This window comes from Mesorhizobium sp. W050 (assembly GCF_054719535.1).
Genome location: NZ_JBTTIH010000001.1, coordinates 4,851,436 through 4,872,868 on the forward strand (window position 1 = coordinate 4,851,436; position 21,433 = coordinate 4,872,868).

The 21,433-nt window shown below is 64.4% G+C and carries 18 protein-coding genes; 7 read left to right on the forward strand and 11 right to left on the reverse strand.

The annotated features are described in order from the left end of the window. Positions 1-4: 4 nt before the first annotated feature. Positions 5-1,402, forward strand: coding sequence for an NAD(P)(+) transhydrogenase (Re/Si-specific) subunit beta (locus tag ACYG9Y_RS23300; protein WP_023671337.1), 1,398 nt, complete (start codon positions 5-7; stop codon positions 1,400-1,402). A 92-nt stretch (positions 1,403-1,494) separates the two neighbouring features. On the opposite strand, the gene ACYG9Y_RS23305 is transcribed toward ACYG9Y_RS23300, so the two are convergent. Further along, positions 1,495-2,412 carry a hypothetical protein gene (locus ACYG9Y_RS23305; protein WP_023739661.1) on the reverse strand — a complete coding sequence of 306 codons (918 nt, stop codon included), beginning with the start codon at positions 2,410-2,412 and terminating at the stop codon, positions 1,495-1,497. A gap of 681 nt (positions 2,413-3,093) precedes the next feature. On the opposite strand from ACYG9Y_RS23305, the gene ACYG9Y_RS23310 reads away from it, so the two are divergent. Both ACYG9Y_RS23310 and ACYG9Y_RS23315 read left to right on the forward strand, forming a co-directional pair. Then, complete coding sequence (locus tag ACYG9Y_RS23310) at positions 3,094-3,978, forward strand: hypothetical protein (RefSeq protein ID WP_023739663.1); 885 nt, start codon at positions 3,094-3,096, stop codon at positions 3,976-3,978. Beyond that, positions 3,975-4,181 (forward strand): hypothetical protein, encoded by a 207-nt coding sequence (locus ACYG9Y_RS23315; RefSeq protein WP_023739664.1) that lies wholly within the window; start codon positions 3,975-3,977, stop codon positions 4,179-4,181. The genes ACYG9Y_RS23310 and ACYG9Y_RS23315 overlap by 4 nt, the downstream gene beginning before the upstream one ends. A 35-nt stretch (positions 4,182-4,216) precedes the next feature. On the opposite strand, the gene gyrB is transcribed toward ACYG9Y_RS23315, so the two are convergent. The 3 genes from gyrB to ACYG9Y_RS23330 all read right to left on the reverse strand — a co-directional run bounded on the left by gyrB (position 4,217) and on the right by ACYG9Y_RS23330 (position 10,109). After that, positions 4,217-6,688 (reverse strand): DNA topoisomerase (ATP-hydrolyzing) subunit B, encoded by a 2,472-nt coding sequence (gyrB, locus tag ACYG9Y_RS23320; protein WP_023725945.1) that lies wholly within the window; start codon positions 6,686-6,688, stop codon positions 4,217-4,219. Positions 6,689-6,832: 144 nt separating this feature from the next. Continuing rightward, positions 6,833-9,463, reverse strand: a complete 2,631-nt coding sequence (locus ACYG9Y_RS23325; RefSeq protein WP_023739665.1) for a caspase family protein — start codon at positions 9,461-9,463, stop codon at positions 6,833-6,835. 76 nt (positions 9,464-9,539) lie between these two features. Then, positions 9,540-10,109, reverse strand: a complete 570-nt coding sequence (locus ACYG9Y_RS23330) for an NADPH-dependent FMN reductase (RefSeq protein ID WP_023739666.1) — start codon at positions 10,107-10,109, stop codon at positions 9,540-9,542. Positions 10,110-10,326: 217 nt separating this feature from the next. Between ACYG9Y_RS23330 and ACYG9Y_RS23335 the strand changes: the two genes are divergently transcribed. After that, the gene (locus tag ACYG9Y_RS23335; protein ID WP_023671330.1) at positions 10,327-11,697 is read left to right on the forward strand and encodes a cytochrome P450; all 1,371 of its coding nucleotides are present in this window, start codon (positions 10,327-10,329) and stop codon (positions 11,695-11,697) included. Between the two features lie 15 nt (positions 11,698-11,712). On the opposite strand, the gene ACYG9Y_RS23340 is transcribed toward ACYG9Y_RS23335, so the two are convergent. From ACYG9Y_RS23340 to ACYG9Y_RS23370, 7 genes are all read right to left on the reverse strand, one after another. Next, entirely contained in the window at positions 11,713-12,693 is a 981-nt protein-coding gene (locus ACYG9Y_RS23340; protein ID WP_023732640.1) for a complex I NDUFA9 subunit family protein, read from the reverse strand. Positions 12,694-12,797: 104 nt separating this feature from the next. Further along, positions 12,798-13,250 carry a DoxX family protein gene (locus ACYG9Y_RS23345; RefSeq protein ID WP_023700422.1) on the reverse strand — a complete coding sequence of 151 codons (453 nt, stop codon included), beginning with the start codon at positions 13,248-13,250 and terminating at the stop codon, positions 12,798-12,800. A 329-nt stretch (positions 13,251-13,579) separates the two neighbouring features. Continuing rightward, positions 13,580-14,581 carry an Ldh family oxidoreductase gene (locus tag ACYG9Y_RS23350; protein ID WP_023739667.1) on the reverse strand — a complete coding sequence of 334 codons (1,002 nt, stop codon included), beginning with the start codon at positions 14,579-14,581 and terminating at the stop codon, positions 13,580-13,582. Between the two features lie 112 nt (positions 14,582-14,693). Next, positions 14,694-15,503, reverse strand: coding sequence for an ABC transporter permease (locus tag ACYG9Y_RS23355; protein ID WP_023739668.1), 810 nt, complete (start codon positions 15,501-15,503; stop codon positions 14,694-14,696). Beyond that, positions 15,503-16,216, reverse strand: coding sequence for an ABC transporter permease (locus tag ACYG9Y_RS23360; RefSeq protein ID WP_196814080.1), 714 nt, complete (start codon positions 16,214-16,216; stop codon positions 15,503-15,505). The genes ACYG9Y_RS23355 and ACYG9Y_RS23360 overlap by 1 nt, the downstream gene beginning before the upstream one ends. Positions 16,217-16,372: 156 nt before the next feature. After that, positions 16,373-17,173 carry a transporter substrate-binding domain-containing protein gene (locus ACYG9Y_RS23365; protein ID WP_023671323.1) on the reverse strand — a complete coding sequence of 267 codons (801 nt, stop codon included), beginning with the start codon at positions 17,171-17,173 and terminating at the stop codon, positions 16,373-16,375. 53 nt (positions 17,174-17,226) lie between these two features. After that, positions 17,227-18,042 (reverse strand): ABC transporter ATP-binding protein, encoded by an 816-nt coding sequence (locus tag ACYG9Y_RS23370; RefSeq protein WP_023739669.1) that lies wholly within the window; start codon positions 18,040-18,042, stop codon positions 17,227-17,229. 226 nt (positions 18,043-18,268) lie between these two features. Here ACYG9Y_RS23370 and ACYG9Y_RS23375 point away from each other — a divergent pair, with 226 nt between their 5' ends. The 3 genes from ACYG9Y_RS23375 to ACYG9Y_RS23385 are packed head-to-tail and all read left to right on the forward strand — an operon-like array spanning position 18,269 to position 21,356. Next, entirely contained in the window at positions 18,269-19,141 is an 873-nt protein-coding gene (locus ACYG9Y_RS23375; protein WP_023714557.1) for a dimethylarginine dimethylaminohydrolase family protein, read from the forward strand. Then, positions 19,111-19,779: a TetR family transcriptional regulator C-terminal domain-containing protein gene (locus tag ACYG9Y_RS23380; protein WP_023739670.1), complete on the forward strand. Its 669-nt coding sequence runs from the start codon at positions 19,111-19,113 to the stop codon at positions 19,777-19,779. Before ACYG9Y_RS23375 ends, ACYG9Y_RS23380 begins: the two co-directional genes overlap by 31 nt. Further along, complete coding sequence (locus ACYG9Y_RS23385) at positions 19,776-21,356, forward strand: 5-guanidino-2-oxopentanoate decarboxylase (protein WP_023739671.1); 1,581 nt, start codon at positions 19,776-19,778, stop codon at positions 21,354-21,356. Before ACYG9Y_RS23380 ends, ACYG9Y_RS23385 begins: the two co-directional genes overlap by 4 nt. Positions 21,357-21,433 lie beyond the last annotated feature (77 nt).

A 21,433-nucleotide genomic window follows, 5' to 3' on the forward strand; every position in this document is an offset into this window, starting at 1 on the left:
AGCCATGAACGCCAACTTCGCGTCCTTCCTCTACCTGGTCTCTGGCGTCCTGTTCATCATGGCGCTGCGCGGCCTGTCGCATCCGACCACCAGCCGCCAAGGCAATCTCTACGGCATGATCGGCATGGGCATTGCCATTGCCACCACGCTGGCGCTGGCGACTCCGTCCGCCGGGCGCTTCGGCCTGATCGTGCTTGGTCTGGCCATCGGCGGCGGCGTCGGCGCCGTTACAGCGCGCCGCATCGCCATGACGTCGATGCCGCAGCTGGTCGCCGCCTTCCACTCGCTGGTCGGCCTTGCCGCCGTCATGGTCGCGGCAGCCGCCATCTACGCGCCGGAAAGTTTCGGCATCGGCACGAATGGCGACATCCACGCCCAGGCGCTGATCGAGATGAGCCTTGGCGTTGCCATCGGCGCCATCACTTTCACCGGCTCCGTCATCGCCTTCCTCAAGCTCGATGGCCGCATGTCGGGCAAGCCGATCATGATCGGCGGCCGTCACATCATCAACGCGGTCCTCGGCATCGCGCTGATCGTGCTGATCGTGCTTCTGGTCACCACCGAGGCCAAGCTGGTGTTCTGGCTGATCGTCGCGGCGTCGCTGGCGCTCGGCGTCCTCTTGATCATCCCGATCGGCGGCGCTGACATGCCGGTCGTCGTCTCGATGCTGAATTCTTATTCCGGCTGGGCCGCCGCGGCACTCGGCTTCACGCTTGGCAATCTGGCGTTGATCATCACCGGCGCTCTGGTCGGCTCGTCCGGCGCCATCCTGTCCTACATCATGTGCAAGGGCATGAACCGGTCGTTCATCTCGGTCATCCTCGGCGGCTTCGGCGGCGAGACCGCGGCGGTTGCCGATGACGGCATCGAACGCACGGTCAAGCAGGGCTCGGCCGACGACGCTGCCTATCTGATGATGAACGCACAGAAGGTCATCATCGTGCCGGGCTATGGCATGGCGGTCGCCCAGGCCCAGCACGCGCTGCGCGAAATGGCCGACAAGCTCAAGGCCAATGGCGTGGATGTCAAATACGCCATCCACCCCGTGGCCGGCCGCATGCCCGGCCACATGAACGTGCTGCTCGCCGAAGCCAATGTTCCCTATGACGAAGTGTTCGAACTGGAAGACATCAACTCCGAGTTCGCGCAGGCCGATGTCGCCTATGTCATCGGCGCCAATGACGTCACCAATCCGTCCGCCCGCGACGACAAGTCGTCGCCGATCTACGGTATGCCGATCCTCGACGTCGACAAGGCCCGCACCTGCCTGTTCGTCAAGCGCTCGCTCGGCTCGGGCTACGCCGGCATCGACAACACGCTGTTCTACAAGGACGGCACCATGATGCTGCTCGGCGACGCCAAGAAGATGACCGAGGAAATCGTCAAGGCCATGGATCACTGATCCCGCCGCAACTTTCCACTGGAAGGTTGTCGGTCCATCATCGGAAACAAAAAAAGCCCGGTTCGACCGGGCTTTTTATGTTGAAGACCGGTTCAGCGGCTGGTCAGGAAAACCGCTTCCTCGTCGTCGCGCTGCCTGCCGCCCAGTGCTGCCGCAGCGCTGGCGATGAAGGCGCCGATAACCAGCGACAGGGCGCCAAGCAGGGCGAAGGTGGCGCTGCCTTTCCGGGCGGCGTCGGCGGCCTTCTTGGCCTTGACCTTGGCGTCCTCGACCCTGGCCACCAGGGCGTCGACACGTGCCTTGGCGTCAGCCTCGGAGACACCGGTGCGGGCGGCGACCAGCTGCGACAGATAGGTCTTGTCGTCAGCCGAAATTTCGCCTGCCGCCGCACTGGCGATGAGGATGCGCGAGGCCTGTCCGACCGCCGCGGCATCGCTGTCCGGATTGGCCGCCGCGAGCCTGGCGGCATCAGCCGGACGGAACAGCGTATCCACAAGATAGGATGTCGCATTGTCGGCCGGTGCGCTGCCGGCATTGGCGGACGCGCCGGCCGAAGCACCCATGGCGGCGCCCGAGGCAACAGTAGAAGCCGCCTGCACGCCTGAACCAAGCACTGCCGACAGCGCCGACCCGAGAATGCCGACGACCAGCAATGTCGCCAGCGCCCAGGCGAGGAGGCCGTGCGCGGTGTCACGGAAATAGACCTCGTCGGTGTGGATGCCGACCCATTTGGTGCGCAGGCGTCCGGCAAGATAGCCACCGACCCCGGAGGACAGCCATTGCACGATGATGAGCCAGATCGCGCCGGACACCGCGAAGGTGGTCAGCGAGGCACTGGCGCCGGACCACGGCGAGACCATGGTCAGCCCCAGCCCCGAACCGAGCAGCATGAGGATGAAGGTCAGCGTCGAGGCCGCGAAGGCGCCGGCGATGATCGGACCCCAGCTGACGGCCGGGGCGGAGGATTCTGTTGAGGCGGATACGTCGACAGCCGATACGGTGGACTGCATCGACGCCTCCTACCGTACGAACAGCATGATGAGAATGATGATCGGGATCGGAATACCGAGCAACCAGAGCAAAATACCGCGTCCCATAAAGAGCCTCCCTGCGAGAAATTGATCGATGTCGTCACAATGTTCCTGAGCGATTTCCGTTCCGAAGGGCAATGAAATGATTTGCTTGCCGGGAACGGAACTATTTTCCGCGCGGCCCGAGGCACGACTGCGAAACTGTGGATTGGTTCACGGAGTTCCACATGGGCTGCCGTGTATTGTTGGCTCGGTGAGCCGGGGGTAGCATGAGCGATCCCGCCGTCGGATGTCGTCAACGGAGACGCTGATGCCCAAGACTGTCGCATCGCTGGCTTACAAAAAGGCGCAGCCCGGCCAGGCGGTGGTGATCGTGCACGGCATGGGCGAGCAGCGGCCGAGGGTACGCTGAGGGGATTCGTCCAGGCGGTCTGGAGCAGCGATCCCACCCGTGCTCCACCCTACGCCCAGATTCCCGATCCGGCCGTTTCCGGCGCCACGATCAACCAGAGCTGGATCACGCCCGACAGCCGGACCAAGTCACACGAGCTGCGCCGCATCACCACGCCCTACGACGTCGATGGCCGCCGTACCGATTTCTACGAGCTTTATTGGGCCGACATCACGCAAGGCACGACGCGCGGCCGGCTGGCCGCCTGGGTGACGAACCTGTTGTGGCGCAAGCCCGCCGACATTCCGCCCGACGCCCGCAAGCTTTACGTCGCCACACTTCTGATCGTTATCGTCATTCTGGGCGCAGCACTCGTGCTGGCAACATCGGTCTGGCAACAGGCCGTTACCTTGACGACCGGCCTGATGATCACCACCCTCGCTTCTTTTGTCATCTGGGCGGTGGATCAGTTCGCCCTGCCCTATTTCGGTGACGTCGCCGCTTATGTGCGAGCCGAGGCGGCGACGATCGAGAAGCGTGCGCTGATCCGCGACAGAGGCCTGACGTTGCTCAAGACGCTGATGAAGGACGATGCTTACGACCGCATCGTGCTGGTCTCGCACAGCCTTGGGTCGATCATCGCCTATGATTTGCTGCAGATCCTGTGGGCCGAGTTCCGGCCGCGAAGGCTGGAAGCGGTCCGCGACAAGGCCAAACTGGCGGCGGTCGAGGCCATCGACAAGGCAACGCTCGGCTCTGATGGGTCAGCGTGGCCAAAGAACCTTGAAGACCTCGCCGGATTCCGGCGCGGTCAATGGGCGCTCTACCAGCAGCTTCGGACCAAGGACGCCGACCACCCGCTGCCCTGGAAGATCAGCGATTTCGTCACGCTTGGCAGTCCGCTCTCCCACAGCGAATTCCTGGTGACCTACAATCTCGCGGAATTCAGGGGTGGCCTTGCCGAGCGCCGGCTTGCCCGCCGATTGCCGATGACGGGCGCCCCGGCGGCACCGTGCTTTACCGGGAAGGACACAGCCAAGGCAAGGCGCAGCGCGCGGTGCATCATGGCGCGGTGTTTGCGGCAACGCGCTGGACGAACGTCTACGACCGCGGCAATGGCTGGGCGACAGGCGATCCGATTTCCGGTCCGATGACGGAAAACTTCGGCCCCGGTGTGGAGAACATCCAGATCGAACTTCGCAGCTCACTTGACCGTATCTTCACCCACACGCTTTATTGGTCATCGACGGCAAACGGCGTCGAAATCGCCCTGCCGGCGGGCACCGCGCCGCGCTCGCATCTGCAAGTGCTGCGCGACGCGGTGGACCTTGGTCGGAAGCTGGAGCCAAAGGCCTGACCCGGAGTGGAGCTTCGGCGGCAAGGCCCCCGCCATCAAATGTCCAGATTGGCCACCGACAGCGCATTGTCCTGGATGAATTCGCGCCGCGGTTCGACCTCGTCGCCCATCAGCCGCGAAAACAGCGAATCCGCATCGGTGGCGTCATTGACCTTGACCTGCAGCAGCGAACGCACATTCGGGTCGAGCGTGGTTTCCCAGAGCTGCTCGGCATTCATCTCGCCGAGGCCCTTGTAGCGCTGCATGGTCAGGCCCTTGCGGCCGGTCGCAAACACCGCGTTGAGCAGCGCCAGCGGCCCCGAAATGGTTTCGGAGACATCCTTGCGGCGCAGCACCGGCGGCTCGCCATAGACTTCCATGAGGCGCGGGGCATAGCGGTCGAGCTGGCGTGCGTCGGCCGAATTTATCAGCCCGGCATCGAGCTGCGCGAATTCCTTGACGCTGCGCACCGTGCGTTCGAACACATAGCCGCCGACGCCTTCATTGGAGGTCGACAGCCGGCCGGTCCAGCCGCGCTCGGTGTCCTCGGCAATGATGTCGAGGCGCTGGGCGACGCGTTCGGCCATGGCATTGGCGCGGCCGAGGTCGTTTAGCACATCGGCGTTGAGCGCGCCGGCGATCGCCGCCTGTTCGACCACGCCCCTGTTGTAGCGCGTGTGCAGCCCGTTGATGAGCTGGCGCACGGCCAGTGCATCATCGATCGAGCCGCGCAGATCCTGTCCGGCCCGCGCCTCGCCGGAGGCAAGCGTCAGCGACGCCTCCTCCAGCCCGGAGCCGATCAGGAACTCCTCGAAGGCGCTCTCGTCCTTGATGTATTGCGAGCTTTTTCCGCGCGTCACTTTGTAGAGCGGCGGCTGGGCGATGTAGAGATGGCCGCGCTCGATCAGCTCCGGCATCTGGCGGAAGAAGAAGGTGAGCAGCAAGGTCCTGATATGGGCGCCGTCGACGTCGGCGTCGGTCATCAGGATGATCTTGTGGTAGCGCAATTTGTCGGCGTTGAACTCGTCCTTGCCGATCGAGGTGCCGAGCGCGGTGATCAGCGTGCCGATCATCTCGGAGCCGAGCATGCGGTCGAAGCGGGCGCGCTCGACATTGAGGATCTTGCCGCGCAACGGCAGGATCGCCTGGTTCTGGCGCGAACGGCCGCCCTTGGCCGAGCCGCCGGCCGAGTCACCCTCGACGATGAAGATTTCGGATTTCGCCGGGTCGCGTTCCTGGCAGTCGGCAAGCTTGCCGGGCAGAGAGGTGACGCCGAGCGAGCTTTTGCGGGTGATGTCGCGGGCCTTGCGCGCGGCTTCGCGCGCCGCAGCCGCCTGGATCACCTTGTCGATAACCACCTTGCCCTCGCTGGGGTGTTCTTCCAGCCAGGTGCCAAGCGCCTCGTTGACCAGGCCTTCGACCACCGGGCGGACTTCCGACGAGACCAGCTTGTCCTTGGTCTGGGAGGAGAATTTCGGGTCGGGAACCTTGACCGACAGCACCGCCGTCAGGCCTTCGCGGCAGTCGTCGCCGATCAGCGCCACCTTTTCCTTCTTGGTCAGGCCCGACGATTCGCCATAGCCGGTGATCTGGCGCGTCAGCGCGCCACGGAAGCCGGCCAGATGGGTGCCGCCATCGCGCTGCGGGATGTTGTTGGTGAAGGCCAGCACGTTCTCGTGGTAGCTGTCGTTCCACCACATCGCCACTTCGACGGTGATGCCGTCGCGCTCGGCCTTGATGGCGATCGGCTTGTCGATCAGCGGTTTCTTGACCCGGTCGAGATATTTGACGAACTCTTCCAGGCCGCCATCATAGTGCAACTCGTGGCGCACGAGATCGGCATGGCGGGCATCGGTCAAAATGATGCGCACGCCGGAATTCAGGAAGGCGAGCTCGCGCAGCCGGTGCTCCAGCGTGCCGAAGTCGAACTCGACCATGGTGAAGGTTTCGGACGACGGAAAGAAGGTGATCTCGGAACCGCTGCGGCCCTCATAGGTGCCGGGCTGCTTGTTCTGCTCATAGCTGCCGGTCGCCTTGAGCGGCGCATCGGCATTGCCATGCGTGAAGCTCATCTCGAAAATCTGGCCGTTGCGGCGGATTTTCAGCTTCAGCCAGGCCGACAACGCGTTGACCACCGAGACGCCGACGCCGTGCAGGCCGCCAGACACCTTGTAGGAATTCTGGTCGAATTTGCCGCCGGCATGCAGCTGCGTCATGATCACTTCGGCCGCCGAAATGCCTTCGCCAGTGTGAATATCGGTCGGAATCCCGCGGCCATTGTCGATAACGGTGACCGAACCGTCGGGATTGAGCGTCACCGTGACCAGGTCGGCATGGCCGGCCAGCGCCTCGTCGATGGCGTTGTCGACCACCTCATAGACCATGTGATGCAGGCCCGAGCCGTCGTCGGTGTCGCCGATATACATGCCCGGCCGCTTGCGGACAGCGTCCAACCCCTTCAAAACCTTGATGGAATCGGCGCCGTATTCGGCCTCAGCGCCGTTGGCGTTGTCGCTTTGATCGCTCATGAAAACCTGTCTGATTGATGCCGCTGCTCAGCGCGAAAAAATGGCTTCGAATCACGCCGCCTTGATGTCCTAGATATAGGCGCAAAAGGCGGTTTTTCCAAGGTTTGCGGGCATTTCAGGGCTGAATCCCGAGCTGGCAGCCGGCTATTTTTTCGCGGCTTTCAATTTGGCCAGAAGACGGCGCAGATATTTGATCGTGGGTTTGTCCCTCGGCGCCAGTTTGCCTGTGCGGTCAAGCTCCAGCGTCAGGTCTAGCGCCTGCGACAACACAGCCTTCGGATTCTTCGCCACATAGGCATAGTTGATATAGGCCTGTACCAGATCGAATTGCCAGATCGCATTGTCCGGATCGGACAGGGCCAACCGCTGGCGGATGGCCAGGCTGGCTTCGAAGGCCTTCTTCGAGCCCTCATAGTGGCGCTGCTTGGTCTCCAGCAGGCCTATTTCCTCGAACGTGATCGACAGGTCGCGCTGCCAGTCGGAATTGCCCGGGTCGAGATTTGCCAACCGGTCGGCAATGACGAGACTGTCCTGGTAGTTCTGCAAAGCACCGGCGATATCGCCCTGGGCATCAAACACGCCGGCAATTTTTTCCAGACAGACCGACAGGTCGCGCTGCCAATCGGTGTTGCCTGGGTCGCTGGCGGCAAGGTCTCGCGCCGTGGCCAGCGCCTGCTGGTAGGCCTCCAACGCGAATGGCCAGTCCTTCTGGTCGCCGTAAGCATTGCCGATCTTGGCGTAACCGACCGACAGGTCGCGCTTCAAATCGGTGTCGTTTGAGTCGCGGCGCACCAGCGCTTCGGCGATTATTTGGCTCTTGTTGTAGGCGTCGAGCGCGCCCGCAGCGTCGCCACGCTCGCGCAGGACGTCGCCGATCCTGGTGTAGCTGACGGAGACGGCGCGCTGATGCCTGGGGTCGTCGGGGTTGTTCTGCGCCAGCGCCAGCCGAATTCTCAGGCTCTCTTCGAATGCAGTCTGGGCGCCATCCAGCTGGCCGGCGGTACGGGCAAGACCGCCGATTTCGTCGTAGGTAATGGTCAGGTCGCGCAGCAGATAGACGCTGTTCGGCTCGGCATCGGCCAATTGCTGCTTGATGGACAGGCTTTGCTGGTAGGCCTGGGCTGCCGCACCCAGGTCGCCTTGCGTGGCCAGCACATTGCCGATCTTGTCATTGGCTATGGCGAGATCGCCGAGCCAGTCCTTCTTGTCCGGCACGTCTGTGGTCAGGCCCTGCAACATGTCCCTGGCCGCCTCATAGTTTTGCAGGGAGGCCGGCAGATCGCCTTGCGCCATCTTGATGTTGGCGAACTTGATATGGCCGATGGCGAGGTCGCGCTTGACGCTCGGATCGGTTTCCTGGCGCGCTCGCTGCTCAAGATTGGCGACCAGCGCCGCAAAGGCGCGGCCGGCGGCGTCGGTGTTGCCGACCGTTGTGTAGAGGATGCCGAGCTCTTCCAGCGTGCGGCTTTGGCGGTCGGCCTGTTCCAGGCTGAGCGAGGTCTGCCCGGCTTCGCCATAGAGCGCCAGCACCGTTTCATAGTCCTTGATGGCGGTGGCATAGTCCAGGGTGGCACGCGCCGCGCCGCCCGAGAGAAATCGCGTCGCGGCTTCGGACAGGGTGCGGCTGACGAAATTGGCCTTCAACGCCTGGCGCGAGACATTGTCGACGTCGGCGGCCTTGGCGAGGATCACGCGTGCACCATCGAAAGCGCCGAGCGCCAACTGTTCCTCGGCCTGGCGGCGCAGTTCGGTCACCTGCGGGTCGTCGGCGGCCAGCGTCTTCATCTCGCCGCGCACCTTGACGAAGGCGTCGGCCGCCTCGCGCAGCTTGGCGTCCAGGCTTTCGCCGGAGAGATGGCTGGTGTCGGAACTGATCAGCGCGCCATAGAGCGGCGCCAGCGGCATGTCGGCATCGCTGGCGACCCGTTCGACCGCGCCGCGCATTTCCGGCGTCACATCGGCCATGGCAAGCAACAGCCGCTCGCGCTCCGGCAGTTGTTCCTTGGCCGCCGAGGCGAAGAACAGCTTCGGCAGCCCGCTCTCGACGTAGGGCAGCTGTTTTCCGCGCGAAAGGTCGTAGACCTCCTGCTGCACCAGCGTCAGCACCGAGCGGATTTCGAGCCCGTCGGTGCCGAGGTATTTGATCAGCGCCGCTGTAAAGGGCGAATTCGCACCGGTACCGTCGGCAGCCGTCTCGCCGGGCGCCGCCGAAAAGGCGAACAGGATGTTTTCCGCCTTGCCGACGCGTCCGAGGCCCGGCTTGATCTTGTCCACCAGGTCCTTGACCAGCGATGTGGCGCCACGCCCGTCGCCGTTGCCGCCTGTGAACGGATCGCTGCGGCAGGCGTCGAGCACGATCAGCCCGACCTTCGCCGTGGCGGCAACCGCATCGCGCACTTCCTCCAACGGCAGGCTGGTCTTCTCCAGCTGGTCGAGCGAGGAGGCATCGGCATCGACCGGCAGAAGACGGTTGTCGCCGGAGATTTCGACGCCATGGCCGGAGAAATACACCAGCGCCACGTCGGCGCCCATGGCGTCCTCGCGAAAATCGTCGAGAGCCCGGCGCATGCGCCTGAGATCACGATTGGTCTCGACCACGACCTCGAAGCCGAGCTTCTTCAGCGCCACTTCCATCACCTCGCCGTCATTGACAGGATTGGCCAGCGGCCGCACCAGCCGGTAGTCGTCCTCGGCAATGACCAACGCCACGCGCCGCTCCGCCACCGCTGTGGCGGTGGTCGCAAGCATCAACAGCAAGGCAAACAACAGGCGCAAATCGAACCGCCCCCGGCTCAGTCACCTGCCGACCATTCCACCTCTTTATGGCATGAGCAAGCCGGGGCCGGCTGCGTTACGCAGCCCGCATCGGCTTCAGCGCCCCGCTCCAGCGCGAGAGCTCGTCCAGCATGGTCTTGGTCCCACCCTCTACCTGCTCACTAGCCTGGAAGGAGCCGTCGCTCTCCAGCAGTTTCTGATACATCGGCAGCGCGACGCCTTCCGAGATGGGCATGACGCCCACCGCGGTCAGCAGCGGCTTCAGCGCCTGCGCGGCGCGCAGGCCTCCGGAAATGCCGCCATAGCTGAAGATGGCGGCTGGCTTGTATTTCCATTCGCGCGCAAGGTAGTCGATGGCGTTGACGATCGCAGGCGCCACGAAATAATTGTACTCCGGCGCCACGAACACGAAGGCGTCGGCGGCATCAATGACCTTCGACCAGGCTTTGGTGTGGTCGTTCTGGTAATTGCCGAGCCTGGGGTGATGCGGCTCGTCCAGAACCGGCAGATGGAACGTGGCAATGTCGGTCAGCACCGGTTCGAATTTGCCGTGCTCGCGGGCAAAATCCTCCAGCCAGTGGGCGAAGACCGGCCCGGCGCGGCCCGGCCGCGTGCTGCCGATTATGATGTTCAGCTTGTGCTTCAAGCGGACTCTCCTGGGCGATTGGCAGTAGCTGTTGGTAACTGTCACCTATGGCAGAGTGTCCAACCGGACAAGCCGCAACCGTTTCACCGGCGGTCACGATCCGATGAACACACCGTCTGTCGGGCACACCGGGCGCTGCAGCGTTTCAGTTTGCCGTTCGGTCACATGGACGCCCGGATTGCCAGCCACTACATCTGAGCTATCAGCGGAGCACCTCATGGACACGCAGCCCGTCCCCTTCGTGCCGCCGGCGCCCAGGCCGCGCACGACGCCGCCTTCGACGCTGGAGATGATGCGGATCGTCTACCGCAATCCGCTCGAACTGTGGGGCGAGCACACCTACAACGAGCCCTGGATTTCGGCGAATGGCGTCGGCGGGCATCTGATCGTCGCCAACGATCCCGGCCTTATCCGCCACGTGCTGATCGACAACGCCAAGAACTACAAGATGGCGACGGTGCGCCAGATGATCCTGCGACCGATCTTGCGCGACGGGCTGTTGACCGCCGAAGGCGAGGTGTGGAAGCGCTCGCGCAAGGCGATGGCGCCGGTGTTCACGCCGCGGCATATCTTCGGCTTCGCCGAGCCGATGCTGCGCCGCACGATGCAGTTCGTCGCCCGCTATGACGAAGGCGGCATGACCGATGTCGCCCATGACATGACGCTGCTCACCTACGATATCCTGGCCGAGACGCTGTTTTCGGGCGAGATTGCGGGCGAGCCCGGCAGTTTCGCGCAGGAGATCGACCGCCTGTTCGAGACCATGGGCCGCGTCGATCCGCTCGACCTGTTGCGCGCGCCCGAATGGCTGCCGCGGCTGACCCGCATCCGCGGCCGCAAGACCATGGCCTATTTCCGCAAGATCGTCACCGATACGGTCAAGATGCGCGAGGAGCGGCTGAAGCGCGACCCCGACACCGCGCCGCAGGATTTCCTGACGCTTCTGCTGCGCGCCGAAGGCCCCGACGGGCTGACGCGGGCGGAAGTCGAGGACAACATCATCACCTTCATCGGCGCCGGCCACGAGACCACCGCGCGGGCACTGGGCTGGACGATCTACTGCCTCGCCGAAGCGCCGTGGGAGCGCGAAAAGGTCGAGCGCGAGATCGAGGCCGTGCTGGCGCGCGAACCCGACCCAACGAAATGGCTCGAGGCAATGCCGTTCACCCGCGCCGCCTTCGAGGAGGCGCTGCGGCTTTATCCGCCGGCGCCGTCGATCAACCGCGAGCCGATCGAGACGGAGACCTGGAACGATCTGGTGCTCCCCAAGCGCGCGGCCGTACTGGTGATGCCTTGGGTCGTCCACCGCCACAGAAAACTGTGGGACATGCCCGACGCCTTCATGCCCGAACGCTTCCATCCGGGAAACCGCGAGAAGATCGACCGCTTCCAGTATCTGCCGTTCGGCGCCGGTCCGCGCATCTGCATCGGCGCCAGCTTCGCCATGCAGGAGGCGATCATTGCGCTGGCCATCATGCTGTCGCGCTTCCGCTTCGATGTGACCGCCGAGACCAAGCCGTGGCCGGTGCAGAAACTGACGACACAGCCGCAGGGCGGCCTGCCGATGCAGGTCACGCGGCGCGTTTAACGGCGCAACGCCTTGTTACGCGATGCCGGCGGGCTTGCGCTGGAACTGGCCTGCGGCGCGGAAGCGCCAGAGATAGCTGGGCAGGATTGTGCCGATAGACTGCGGCTGGATGTCGAGGCCGGCAAGGTTCCGGTTGGCCTTGTTGGCCTCCTCCGACACAATGTTGGGCTGGCGCAGCAGCAGCACCTGGTCCTTGGTCAGCAACGGGTTGGGCAGCAGGCCGAGGATCGAGGCCTGCAGATTGGCCATCCACCACGGCACCGGCACCAGGAGCCGCTTGCGCTCGATGACGGTGAGCAGCTCTTCCATGCACTGCTTGAAGGTGAGCACTTGCGGCCCGCCGAGTTCATAGATCTGGCCGCCCTTGATCTTGCCCTCGACCGAACGCGCCACCGCTTCGGCGACATCGCCGACATAGACCGGCTGGAACTTGGTCTGGCCGCCGCCGATCAGCGGCAGCACCGGCGAATAGCGCGCCATGTCGGCGAAGCGGTTGAAGAAACTGTCCTCGGGTCCGAAATTGATCGACGGTCGGAAGATGACGGCGTCCGGGATCGTCTCCAGGACGGCCTTTTCGCCGAGCGCCTTGGTGCGGGCATAGTCGGACTCGGCGTTGAGGTCGGCGCCAAGCGCCGAAATATGGGTCAGTCCTGCGCCGACCGAGCGCGCGGCTTCGGCGACGGCGCGGGCGCCGAATTCGTGCACGGTGTTGAATTTCTGCCGGCCGCTTTCATGCGGGATGGCGACCAGATTGATGACATGGTCGGCGCCCTGCACGGCGCGGTCGACGGACCAGCGCACGCGCACATTGGCCTGCACCGGCTGGATCTGGCCGACATTGCCGAGCGGCTGCAGATGTCCCGCGAGATCGGGCCGGCGCACCCCCACCCTGATGCGGTAGCCGCGCTTGGCCAGCGCCCGCACGATGTGGCGGCCGACGAAGCCGGAGCCGCCGAAGACGACCACGAGCTTGGGGATCTGCAGGATTTCGGTCATGGCTGGCTCCGGCGCTCGAAAGCTTGGCTGAAGCCGTTTCATAGTCCGTTTTGGGCCAAAGGCAAAGGGTGACGCGTCGTCGCTGCCACCCTCTTATGGACCCTTCAGAACGCCTTGCCGAGGCGCGCGTCGACCGACTGGCGGTTGCCGCCGCGGATAACGAAGAACAGCAGGATCGCCGCCCATAGAAGCGACTTTTCAGCGCCGGAAAAGCCCTGGCCGACAGTGATCCAGTGGAACCAGACGGTGACCAGCAGCACGATCATGCCGGCAAAGGCGGCGGGCCGAGTCAACAGGCCGATGGCGATCAGAATGCCGCCGAAGAATTCGGTGCAGGACAAAAGCAGCGACCAGAACGCGCCGGGATAGAAGCCGAGGCCTTCGACCATCTCGGCGGCGCCGAAAGGGTTGGTGATCTTCTGCGAGCCGTGAATGGTGAGAAACCCGCCGGCGACGACGCGCAGAAGGGTTTCGGCGCCATCATGCAGCGACGAATACAGGCGGCCAAACACCGGAACGATAAGTTTGCCGCGGGAAGCGTCGGTGGTTGCGGACATCGTAGCTCCTGTTGTTGTGACGATCCCTTGCAAACGCCCGATGGTTCCCGGCAAGTCAAGTTAACAAAAGTTAACTTCTGGCATCATGTTTTAGCACACAGAGCACGAACGTAGAAAACCCCGCCGAAGCGGGGTTTTCCGGGTGACGCAACGGTCGAGACAGAGCGCAACGGGGCGGGTAACCTGAGACGGCATACGCCCGCCCGGGCCCTAAACGCATCCGACAGAAGACACCGACCGGGCAAACCCGACCCGGCAGCTATTGGTCGTTGCGATCGGTAGAAAGGTTCAGCCAGGTCGCGTAAAAGATTCGTTGTCGCAGGACTGCTTCAGCCCGAATAGCGCTCGGCGAATTCGGAAATGCGCTGCACCACGGCTTTGGGGGCGTTGATGCCGCGCGCCTGCGCCTTCTCCGCCGCTTCGGCCCGCGCCCGGCCCGGCACGTGCACGCCAAAGCGCCGGCGCAGCCGGTCGAGCTGGTTCTTCATGCGCTGCTCGAAATCCGGGTCGAGCAGCTTGGGCTCGACGGCGAGCACGAACAGGCCGGTTCCGGGGCTGTCCGGTCCGCCGGAGAACCAGGGCGCGTCGAGCGACCAGTTGGCGCCCGACAAGCCAGCCGCCAGCACTTCGACCATCAGCGCGATGTTGGCGCCACGCTGGCCGCCGAAGGCCAGCATGGCGCCCTTCATGGCCGCGGCCGGATCGGTGGTCGGATTGCCGCTGGCGTCCAGCGCCCAGCCTTCGGGGATCTTCTTGCCGTCCTCGGCCGCCTTGCGGATGTTGACGAAGGCGGTGGCGCTCGACGACTGGTCGATGACCAGCGGCGCGCCATCGGCGGCGGGTGCCGCAAACGACATCGGGTTGGTGCAATAGACCGGCTTGACCGAGCCCGAGCCTGCCAGCACCGCCGGCCCGTTGGTGGCGGCGAAGGAGACCAATCCCAGCTGCGCCAGACGCCCAGTGAAATAGCCTAGTGCGCCGCAGGTATAAGCGTTCTTCTGCGAGAAGATGGCGACGCCGAACAGCTTTGCCGCCTTGGCGAGGTCGTCGATGGTGCGGTCGAAGCCGGTATGGGCGAGGCCGCCACGCGCATCGGATTGATAGACGGCGAGCGCCGGCCTGGTGATCACGGGATCGGCATTGCCGTCGATGCGGCCGGCTTCCAGCGCTTCGAGGTAATCGATGAAATGGGTCAGCCCGACGGTCGAAAGCCCTTCCGCCTCGGCGGCAATGATCGAGGCGGTGAGCGACCTCGCCGCCTCCTCATTGGCGCCGGCGCCGAGCGCCGCCATGCGGCACAGTCCTGTTGCCTGGTCGAGAGAGAGTTGCATGGTGCGGACCCGATTGGTGGTGAGTGAGTAGGGAGTAGTCAGTAGGGAGTAGCGAAAGCAAGCGGTTTCCCGGTCATATGCTGACTACTCACTACTGCCTACTCACTATTCCCTAACCCACCTTGTTCGGAATCCGCGCCTCGATCTTGCTGAATGCAAACACCAGTATGCCGGTGATGATCATGTAGATCAGCGCCAAAAGCAGCAAGGGTTCGTAGGTGAGATAGGTGTCCTGCCGGACCTTGGACGAGACGGCGAAGATGTCGATGACGCTGATCGTCGCCACCAACGGCGTCGATTTCAGCTGCAGCACGGTTTCGCCGGTCAGCGTCGGCAGCGCCCGGTAGATGGCTTGCGGCAGCCAGATGCGGCGGAAAATCTTCCAGCGGCTCATGCCGAAGGCGCGGGCGGCTTCCAACTGCCCCTTCGGCACGCCGGCAAAGGCGCCGCGCATCACTTCGCCCTCATAGCCGGCGAAGGACAAGGTCAGCGCCAGCACTCCATAAGGCCAGGCTTGCCTCAGATACGGCCACATCCAGGATTCGCGGATCCAGGGAAATTGCGGAAACAGCGAGCCCAGCCCGTAATAGAGCAGCCATAGCTGGATCAGCAGCGGCGTGCCCCTGATGACGGTGCAGAATGTCCTGGCGGGGGCGGAAAGCCATAACGGGCCGGCGGCCTGCGCCAGCCCGAGCGGCACGGCGAGCAGGAAGCCGAGAAAGCAGGTAACGGCCAGGATCCACAGCGACCGCCAGATGCCGAGAAGCCCCATTTCGTAATATTGCGGCAGCCAGTCCCAGCGCATGAAGAAGGCCGCACCGAAAACCAGCGCGATTGCGACCAGGATCAGCACGATGCGATGCGGCTGCAGCCACAGCGACGTGCGCGCGGCAGCGTTGATGATGGTCGCTTCTCCGGCCATCAGCGCGCATCCTTGAGCGACGGCATACCGCGCCGCGACCAGGCCTCGACGCGGCCGATGAGCAGGTTGGAAACCAGCGACAAGATGAGATAGAGCACGCCCGCGGCGAAAAAGAAGGTGAAATAGGCTTTGGTGACCCCCGCAGCCTGCCGCGTCGCCAGCGCCAGCTCGTAAAAGCCGACGACCGCCAGAAGGGCCGTATCCTTGGTGGCGATCAGCCACAGATTGGCGAGCCCGGGTATGGCGAAGGGCAGCATCGCCGGCAAGGTGATGCGCCGCAGCATGAGCCCGGGTGACATGCCATAGGCGCGGGCGGCTTCGATCTGGCCCTGCGGTATGGCTAGGATGGCGCCGCGGATCACTTCGGTCGAATAGGCACCCTGGACAAAGCCGAGCACGGCGATGCCCGCGGCAAGGCCGCTGATGTCGACGCGCTGGTAGCCCATTGCCGTCAGCGCCTGGTTGATCAGGTCCGTCCCGGCATAATAGAGCAGCAGGATCAGCACCAGTTCGGGCACGGCGCGCACGATGGTGGTGTAAACCGCCAGCAGGTCGCGCACGACCGGACCGCCGTAAAGCTTGCCAAAGGCGCCACCGGTGCCGATCAGGAGACCGAGGACCGTGGCGCCGAGCGCGATCTCGATCGAATGGAGCAGTCCAAGCAAGAGCGTGCCGCCCCAGCCCGGCGGATTCGGCGAAAGGAGCTCTATGATGCCGGCCGCCGAGGCCGAAAGAAGTGCGTCGATCAGCGTCGCCCCCGGATGCTGGCTCTAACCGCCGACGGCAGCGCCGGCGGCAAGCATGTCTGGGAAAGATCGGGCAGGGAGGCATGGCGCTAACGCCATGCCCCCTAGCTCATGCGAGGATCGTCAGTTCGACTGCGCGCCGCCACCACCGTAAATGTCGAAATCGAAGTATTTCTTCGATATCTCGTCATATTTGCCGTTCGAGCGGATCGCCTTGATGCCGGCGTTGATCTTGGCCTTAAGGTCGGTGTCTTCCTTGCGCACGCCGGCGCCCACGCCCGGTCCGAGCACTTCATCGTCCGGAGCCACCATGCCCTTCAGATCGCAGCAGGCCTTGCCCTGGTCCGACTTCAGAAATGCGTCGAGCGCGATCGAATCCGCCTGGACGGCGTCGAGGCGGCCTGCGGCCAGATCGTTGTTGGCTTCGTCCTGCGTCTGGTATTCCTTGATCTCGGCAGCCGTGGGCCCGAAATGCTTCTTCGCATAGGCCGAATGGGTGGTCGACACCTGCACGCCGAGCACTTTGCCCTTGAGATCGTCCGGCGTGGCGCCGAATTTCTGGTCCTTCGGCCCGATGATGGCGGTCGGCGTGTTGTAGTACTTATCCGAGAAGTCGATGGTCTTCTCGCGTTCGGCGGTGATCGACATCGAACTGGCGATGACGTCGATCTTCTTGGTCGTCAGCGCCGGGATGATGCCGTCCCAGGCGACAGGCGTGATGACGCAGTCGAGCTTCTCCTCGGCGCAGACGGCGTCGATGAACTCGATTTCCCAGCCAACCCATTTGCCGGAAGCGTCCGGCGAGGTGAAGGGCGGATAGGGCTCGGCGGCGACACCGATCTTGACCGGATCGGCCTTGGCCACGCCCATGGCGGCAACGCCGAGCAGCAGCGCTGCGGCGAATGTTTTCAGAACAGTCTTCATGTCACGACTCCCAGTTTGTTGTTGGTTCCCGGTTTTCTTCCGTCCCGGCCTTCCTAGCCGATGTTGCGGATGAACTGCTTCAGCCTTTCGGATTTCGGTGCGCCGAATATCTGCTCCGGCGGCCCCTCTTCCTCGACCAGCCCGTTGCAGAGGTAGACGACATGGGTCGCGACCTCGCGGGCGAATTTCATTTCATGCGTGACCAGCACCATGGTGCGGCCCTCGCGCGCCAGGTCGCCGATCACCTTCAGCACCTCGCCGACCAGCTCCGGGTCCAGCGCCGAGGTCGGCTCGTCGAACAGCATGACGCGCGGGTTGATGGCCAGGGCGCGGGCGATCGCCGCGCGCTGCTGCTGGCCGCCGGAGAGATAGGCCGGATAGACGTCGCGCTTTTCGGCGAGGCCGACGCGCGCCAAAAGCTTTTCGGCTTCCCTGATCGCCACGTCGCGCCTGACGCCCAGAACATGCACCGGAACCTCGATGACGTTCTCGATCAGCGTCATGTGGCTCCACAGGTTGAAGTTCTGGAACACCATGCCGAGCTTGGCGCGGATGCGTTCGATCTGCCGGCGGTCGGCAGGCACGGTGTGGCCGTGGCTGTCGGCCTTGAGTTTGATCTCCTCGCCATTGACGCGGATGATGCCGCTGGTCGGATTTTCCAGGCAGTTGATGCAGCGCAGCAGCGTCGACTTGCCGGAACCCGAGCCGCCGATAATGGCGATCACCTCGCCGTCGCGCGCCGACAGCGAAACGCCTTTCAGCACATGCAGCTGGCCGAATTTCTTGTGCAGGTTCTCGACATGGATGGCCTCGGCGGCGCCGTCCTGCGCCTTGCCGGATTGGAATGCGGCGGTTCCCGCCGCGCTCACCGGGGAACCTCTGCCACAGGGTCCACGGCAGATCGTCGAACGTCTATCCGGCTAATCAACATACGCTGTAATGCCCACTCCAGACTTCAGCATGGACCCAACAGCGCGAGCCCGTCAATCCCGCTCATTACGGCACTTGCGGCCTTATTGTGCAAGTGTATAAATAGCCTCCGATGAAATTTTTTCCATTTTTTTCACCTTGAAGACGGCATTGAAAAGGGCACTGATGAGCGCTTTCGGATCACAGTCCATGGCGGCGCCGTTGCGGCGCGTGCTGATGCGGTCGGCGGCCAATGCCATGCGCGGTGCCGACCGGGCTACCTGGCACTATGGCCCGGGTTTCGACCCGGCGAAAGCGGCGGCGCAGCACGCGGCTCTCGCTGAGCTGGTGACGGCGTCCGGCGCCGAAATCGAATGGATCGATGACAAGGCCGACGGGCTGTCGGATTCCGTATTCACCCACGATCCGTCACTGATGACCGACCGCGGCGCGCTGATCCTGTCCATGGGCAAGGCATTGCGCGCCAGGGAGCCATCACTGCATGAGGAAACCTACACACGCCTGGGTATTCCCATCCTCGGCCGCGTCGAGGCGCCCGGCCAGGTCGAAGGCGGCGATTGCGTATGGCTGGATAAACACACGCTGGTAATCGGGCGCGGGGTGCGCTCCAACCAGGAAGGCATACAGCAGGTTTCCAACCTGCTGACGCCGCTCGGCATTTCCGTCTACGGCTTCGATCTGCCGCTGTGGCAGGGCGAGGAGGCGTGCCTGCATCTGATGTCGGTGATCAGCCCGCTGGCCGACGACCTGGCCCTGGTCTATTCACCGCTTTTGCCGGCTCCGTTCTATCAGTTGCTGAAGGCGCGTGGCATCCGGCTGGTCGAGGGCGACGCCGAAGAGTTTGCCGCTTCGAACGGCCTCAGCCTGAACGTGCTGCCGACCAGCCCGCATAAGGTCATTGCCGTCGCCGGCTTTCCCAAGACCAAGGCCGCGATGGAAGCCGCCGGCTGCACGGTTCAAATCTTCGAGGCGGATGCCCTCTGCATCGCCTGCGAAGGTGGGCCGACATGCCTGACGCGGCCCATCCTGCGGCAATGAATGAGCGCCGCAAGTTCCGCCGCGAGGGCGAGGAGCGGCGGCGGCAGGATCTGATTGACGCGACCCTGGACAGCGTGGCCGAACATGGGCTGGAGGGCGCCAGCCTGCGCACCATCGCACTGCGCGCCGGTGTCACCGCCGGGCTGATCCGGCACTATTTCCCCGGCAAGGAAGACTTGCTGCAGGAAGCGTACGCGGCGCTGATGGGCCGCATGACGGAGCAGGCGAAGGCGGCATTGCTCATGGAAGACGCCTCGCCGCGCCGGCGCCTTGCGGCCTTCGTTGCCGCCAACCTCAACGCGCCGATCATCGATGCACGCGTGTTTTCGCTGTGGGCAACATTCATCGGCCGCGCCGGCGCGGATCCGAGCCTGGCTCGCGCCCACCGCGAAGGCTATCTCGGCTTTCGCAACGAGGTGGAAGCGGTCGTCGCCGAAGTGCTCGGCGCCGAGCAGCGCAGGCCGGACGCGAATGAGCTGCGCCGCCATGCCATTGCGATCAACGCGATCATCGACGGGCTCTGGATCGAAGGCTGTCTGGCCGCAGAGATGTTCTCGCCTGGCGAATTGGCGGCGATCGGCGTCAAAGCCATAGAGGCCGAGCTCGGCCTCGCGCCGCGAAAGGGAGAGAAGCCATGACCACCATCGGCGAAGCGCTGATCACGCTGCTCGAAGCGCATGGCGTTGACACCGTTTTCGGCATTCCTGGCGTCCACACTGTCGAGCTCTACCGCGGGCTGGCGCGTTCAAAGATCCGCCATGTCACGCCGCGTCACGAACAGGGCGCCGGCTTCATGGCCGACGGCTACGCCCGCGCCAGCGGCCGGCCGGGCGTCGCTTTTGTCATCACCGGACCGGGGCTGACCAACACCATCACCGCAATGGGCCAGGCGCGCGCCGATTCGGTGCCGATGCTGGTGATTTCGGGCGTCAACGCGATGCCGACGCTGGGAAAGGGGCTGGGCTTCCTGCATGAGCTGCCGGACCAGCGCGGCATGATGGAGAAGGTGGCGCTGTTTTCGCAGCGTGTCACCGAGGCCAGCGAATTGCCGGGCGCTTTGGCGCGGGCCTTCGCGCTGTTTTCGTCGTCGCGGCCGGGCCCCGTCCATATCGAGATCCCGACCGACGTCATGGTCAAACCGGCCGACGGCATCGCTGCTTCGCTCACCAATGCAGCGCCGCCGGCGCCGGATGGCGCGGCAATTGCCGAGGCAGCCAAACTGATCGCAGCCGCGCGCCGACCGCTGATCCTTGCCGGTGGCGGCGCCAAGCGCGCCGAACAGCCACTGCAGCGCCTGGCCGAGCGGCTCGGCGCACCTGTCGTCCAGACCGCCAATGCGCGCGGTCTGCTGCACGCGCATCCGCTTTGCGTGCCGGCCAGCCCCAGCCTGAAGGCGGTGCGTGCGCTGATGGCAGACGCCGATCTGGTCATCGCCGCCGGCACCGAATTCGGCCCGACCGACTATGACGGTTACAGCGACGGCGGCTTCGTGCTGCCCGCCAATCTGATCCGCATCGATATCGGCGCCGACCAGCTCGCCCGCCGCCCGGTGAGCGTCGGCATCCAGGCCGATTGCGCGGAGGCGCTTGGTGCACTGCTAGGCGCGCTCCATCCTGATCATGCCGCAGCGAAGGACGGCGAGAGCCGCGCAGCCGCGTCGAGAAAGGCGGCCTTTGCCGAACTCAGCCCGGCCTATGCCGCGCAGGTGCGTGCGGTGGAAACCATCCGCGACGCACTGCCGGGCGCCATCATCGTCGGCGATTCCACGCAGCCGATCTACGCCGCCAATCTCTATTACGACCATGACCGGCCAGGCGGCTGGTTCAACGCCGCCACCGGTTTCGGCGCGCTCGGCTACGGGCCGCCGGCGGCGATCGGCGCAGCGCTCGCCATGCCCGGCGTGCCGGTGGTTTGCCTCACCGGCGACGGCGGCTTTCAGTTCACTTTGCCGGAGCTGGGCGCGGCGCTCGATGCACCCGCACCGGTCATCTTCGTCGTCTGGAACAACAGAGGCTATCGCGAGATCGAAACGTCGATGCTCGATGTCGGCGTCGAGCCGGTCGGCGTGTCCCCGGCGCCGCCGGATTTCTGCAAGCTGGCCGAGGCCTATGGTATATCAGCCGAGCGGCTTGCCGGTACTGCCGGTCTCGCCGATGCGCTCAAGCGCGCACGCGCAACCAGACTGCCGCACGTCATCGAAATCACCATCGACTGACGCCTGGCCGCGCGCCGGATGTCCATGCGCGGGGGTCGGAAGGGGCGGTCGGCGACTTCGAGCGATGCAAAGACGCA

What these genes read in the sequence shown, in the direction of transcription:
- ACYG9Y_RS23345 (WP_023700422.1), bottom strand. Translation starts at nt 13,250, where the DNA reads ATGTCCGCAACCACCGACGCTTCCCGCGGCAAACTTATCGTTCCGGTG.
- ACYG9Y_RS23300 (WP_023671337.1), top strand. Translation starts at nt 5, where the DNA reads ATGAACGCCAACTTCGCGTCCTTCCTCTACCTGGTCTCTGGCGTCCTG.
- ACYG9Y_RS23355 (WP_023739668.1), bottom strand. Translation starts at nt 15,503, where the DNA reads ATGGCCGGAGAAGCGACCATCATCAACGCTGCCGCGCGCACGTCGCTG.
- gyrB (WP_023725945.1), bottom strand. Translation starts at nt 6,688, where the DNA reads ATGAGCGATCAAAGCGACAACGCCAACGGCGCTGAGGCCGAATACGGC.
- ACYG9Y_RS23380 (WP_023739670.1), top strand. Translation starts at nt 19,111, where the DNA reads ATGCCTGACGCGGCCCATCCTGCGGCAATGAATGAGCGCCGCAAGTTC.
- ACYG9Y_RS23315 (WP_023739664.1), top strand. Translation starts at nt 3,975, where the DNA reads ATGACGGAAAACTTCGGCCCCGGTGTGGAGAACATCCAGATCGAACTT.
- ACYG9Y_RS23305 (WP_023739661.1), bottom strand. Translation starts at nt 2,412, where the DNA reads ATGCAGTCCACCGTATCGGCTGTCGACGTATCCGCCTCAACAGAATCC.
- ACYG9Y_RS23375 (WP_023714557.1), top strand. Translation starts at nt 18,269, where the DNA reads ATGAGCGCTTTCGGATCACAGTCCATGGCGGCGCCGTTGCGGCGCGTG.
- ACYG9Y_RS23350 (WP_023739667.1), bottom strand. Translation starts at nt 14,581, where the DNA reads ATGCAACTCTCTCTCGACCAGGCAACAGGACTGTGCCGCATGGCGGCG.
- ACYG9Y_RS23335 (WP_023671330.1), top strand. Translation starts at nt 10,327, where the DNA reads ATGGACACGCAGCCCGTCCCCTTCGTGCCGCCGGCGCCCAGGCCGCGC.
- ACYG9Y_RS23365 (WP_023671323.1), bottom strand. Translation starts at nt 17,173, where the DNA reads ATGAAGACTGTTCTGAAAACATTCGCCGCAGCGCTGCTGCTCGGCGTT.
- ACYG9Y_RS23340 (WP_023732640.1), bottom strand. Translation starts at nt 12,693, where the DNA reads ATGACCGAAATCCTGCAGATCCCCAAGCTCGTGGTCGTCTTCGGCGGC.
- ACYG9Y_RS23385 (WP_023739671.1), top strand. Translation starts at nt 19,776, where the DNA reads ATGACCACCATCGGCGAAGCGCTGATCACGCTGCTCGAAGCGCATGGC.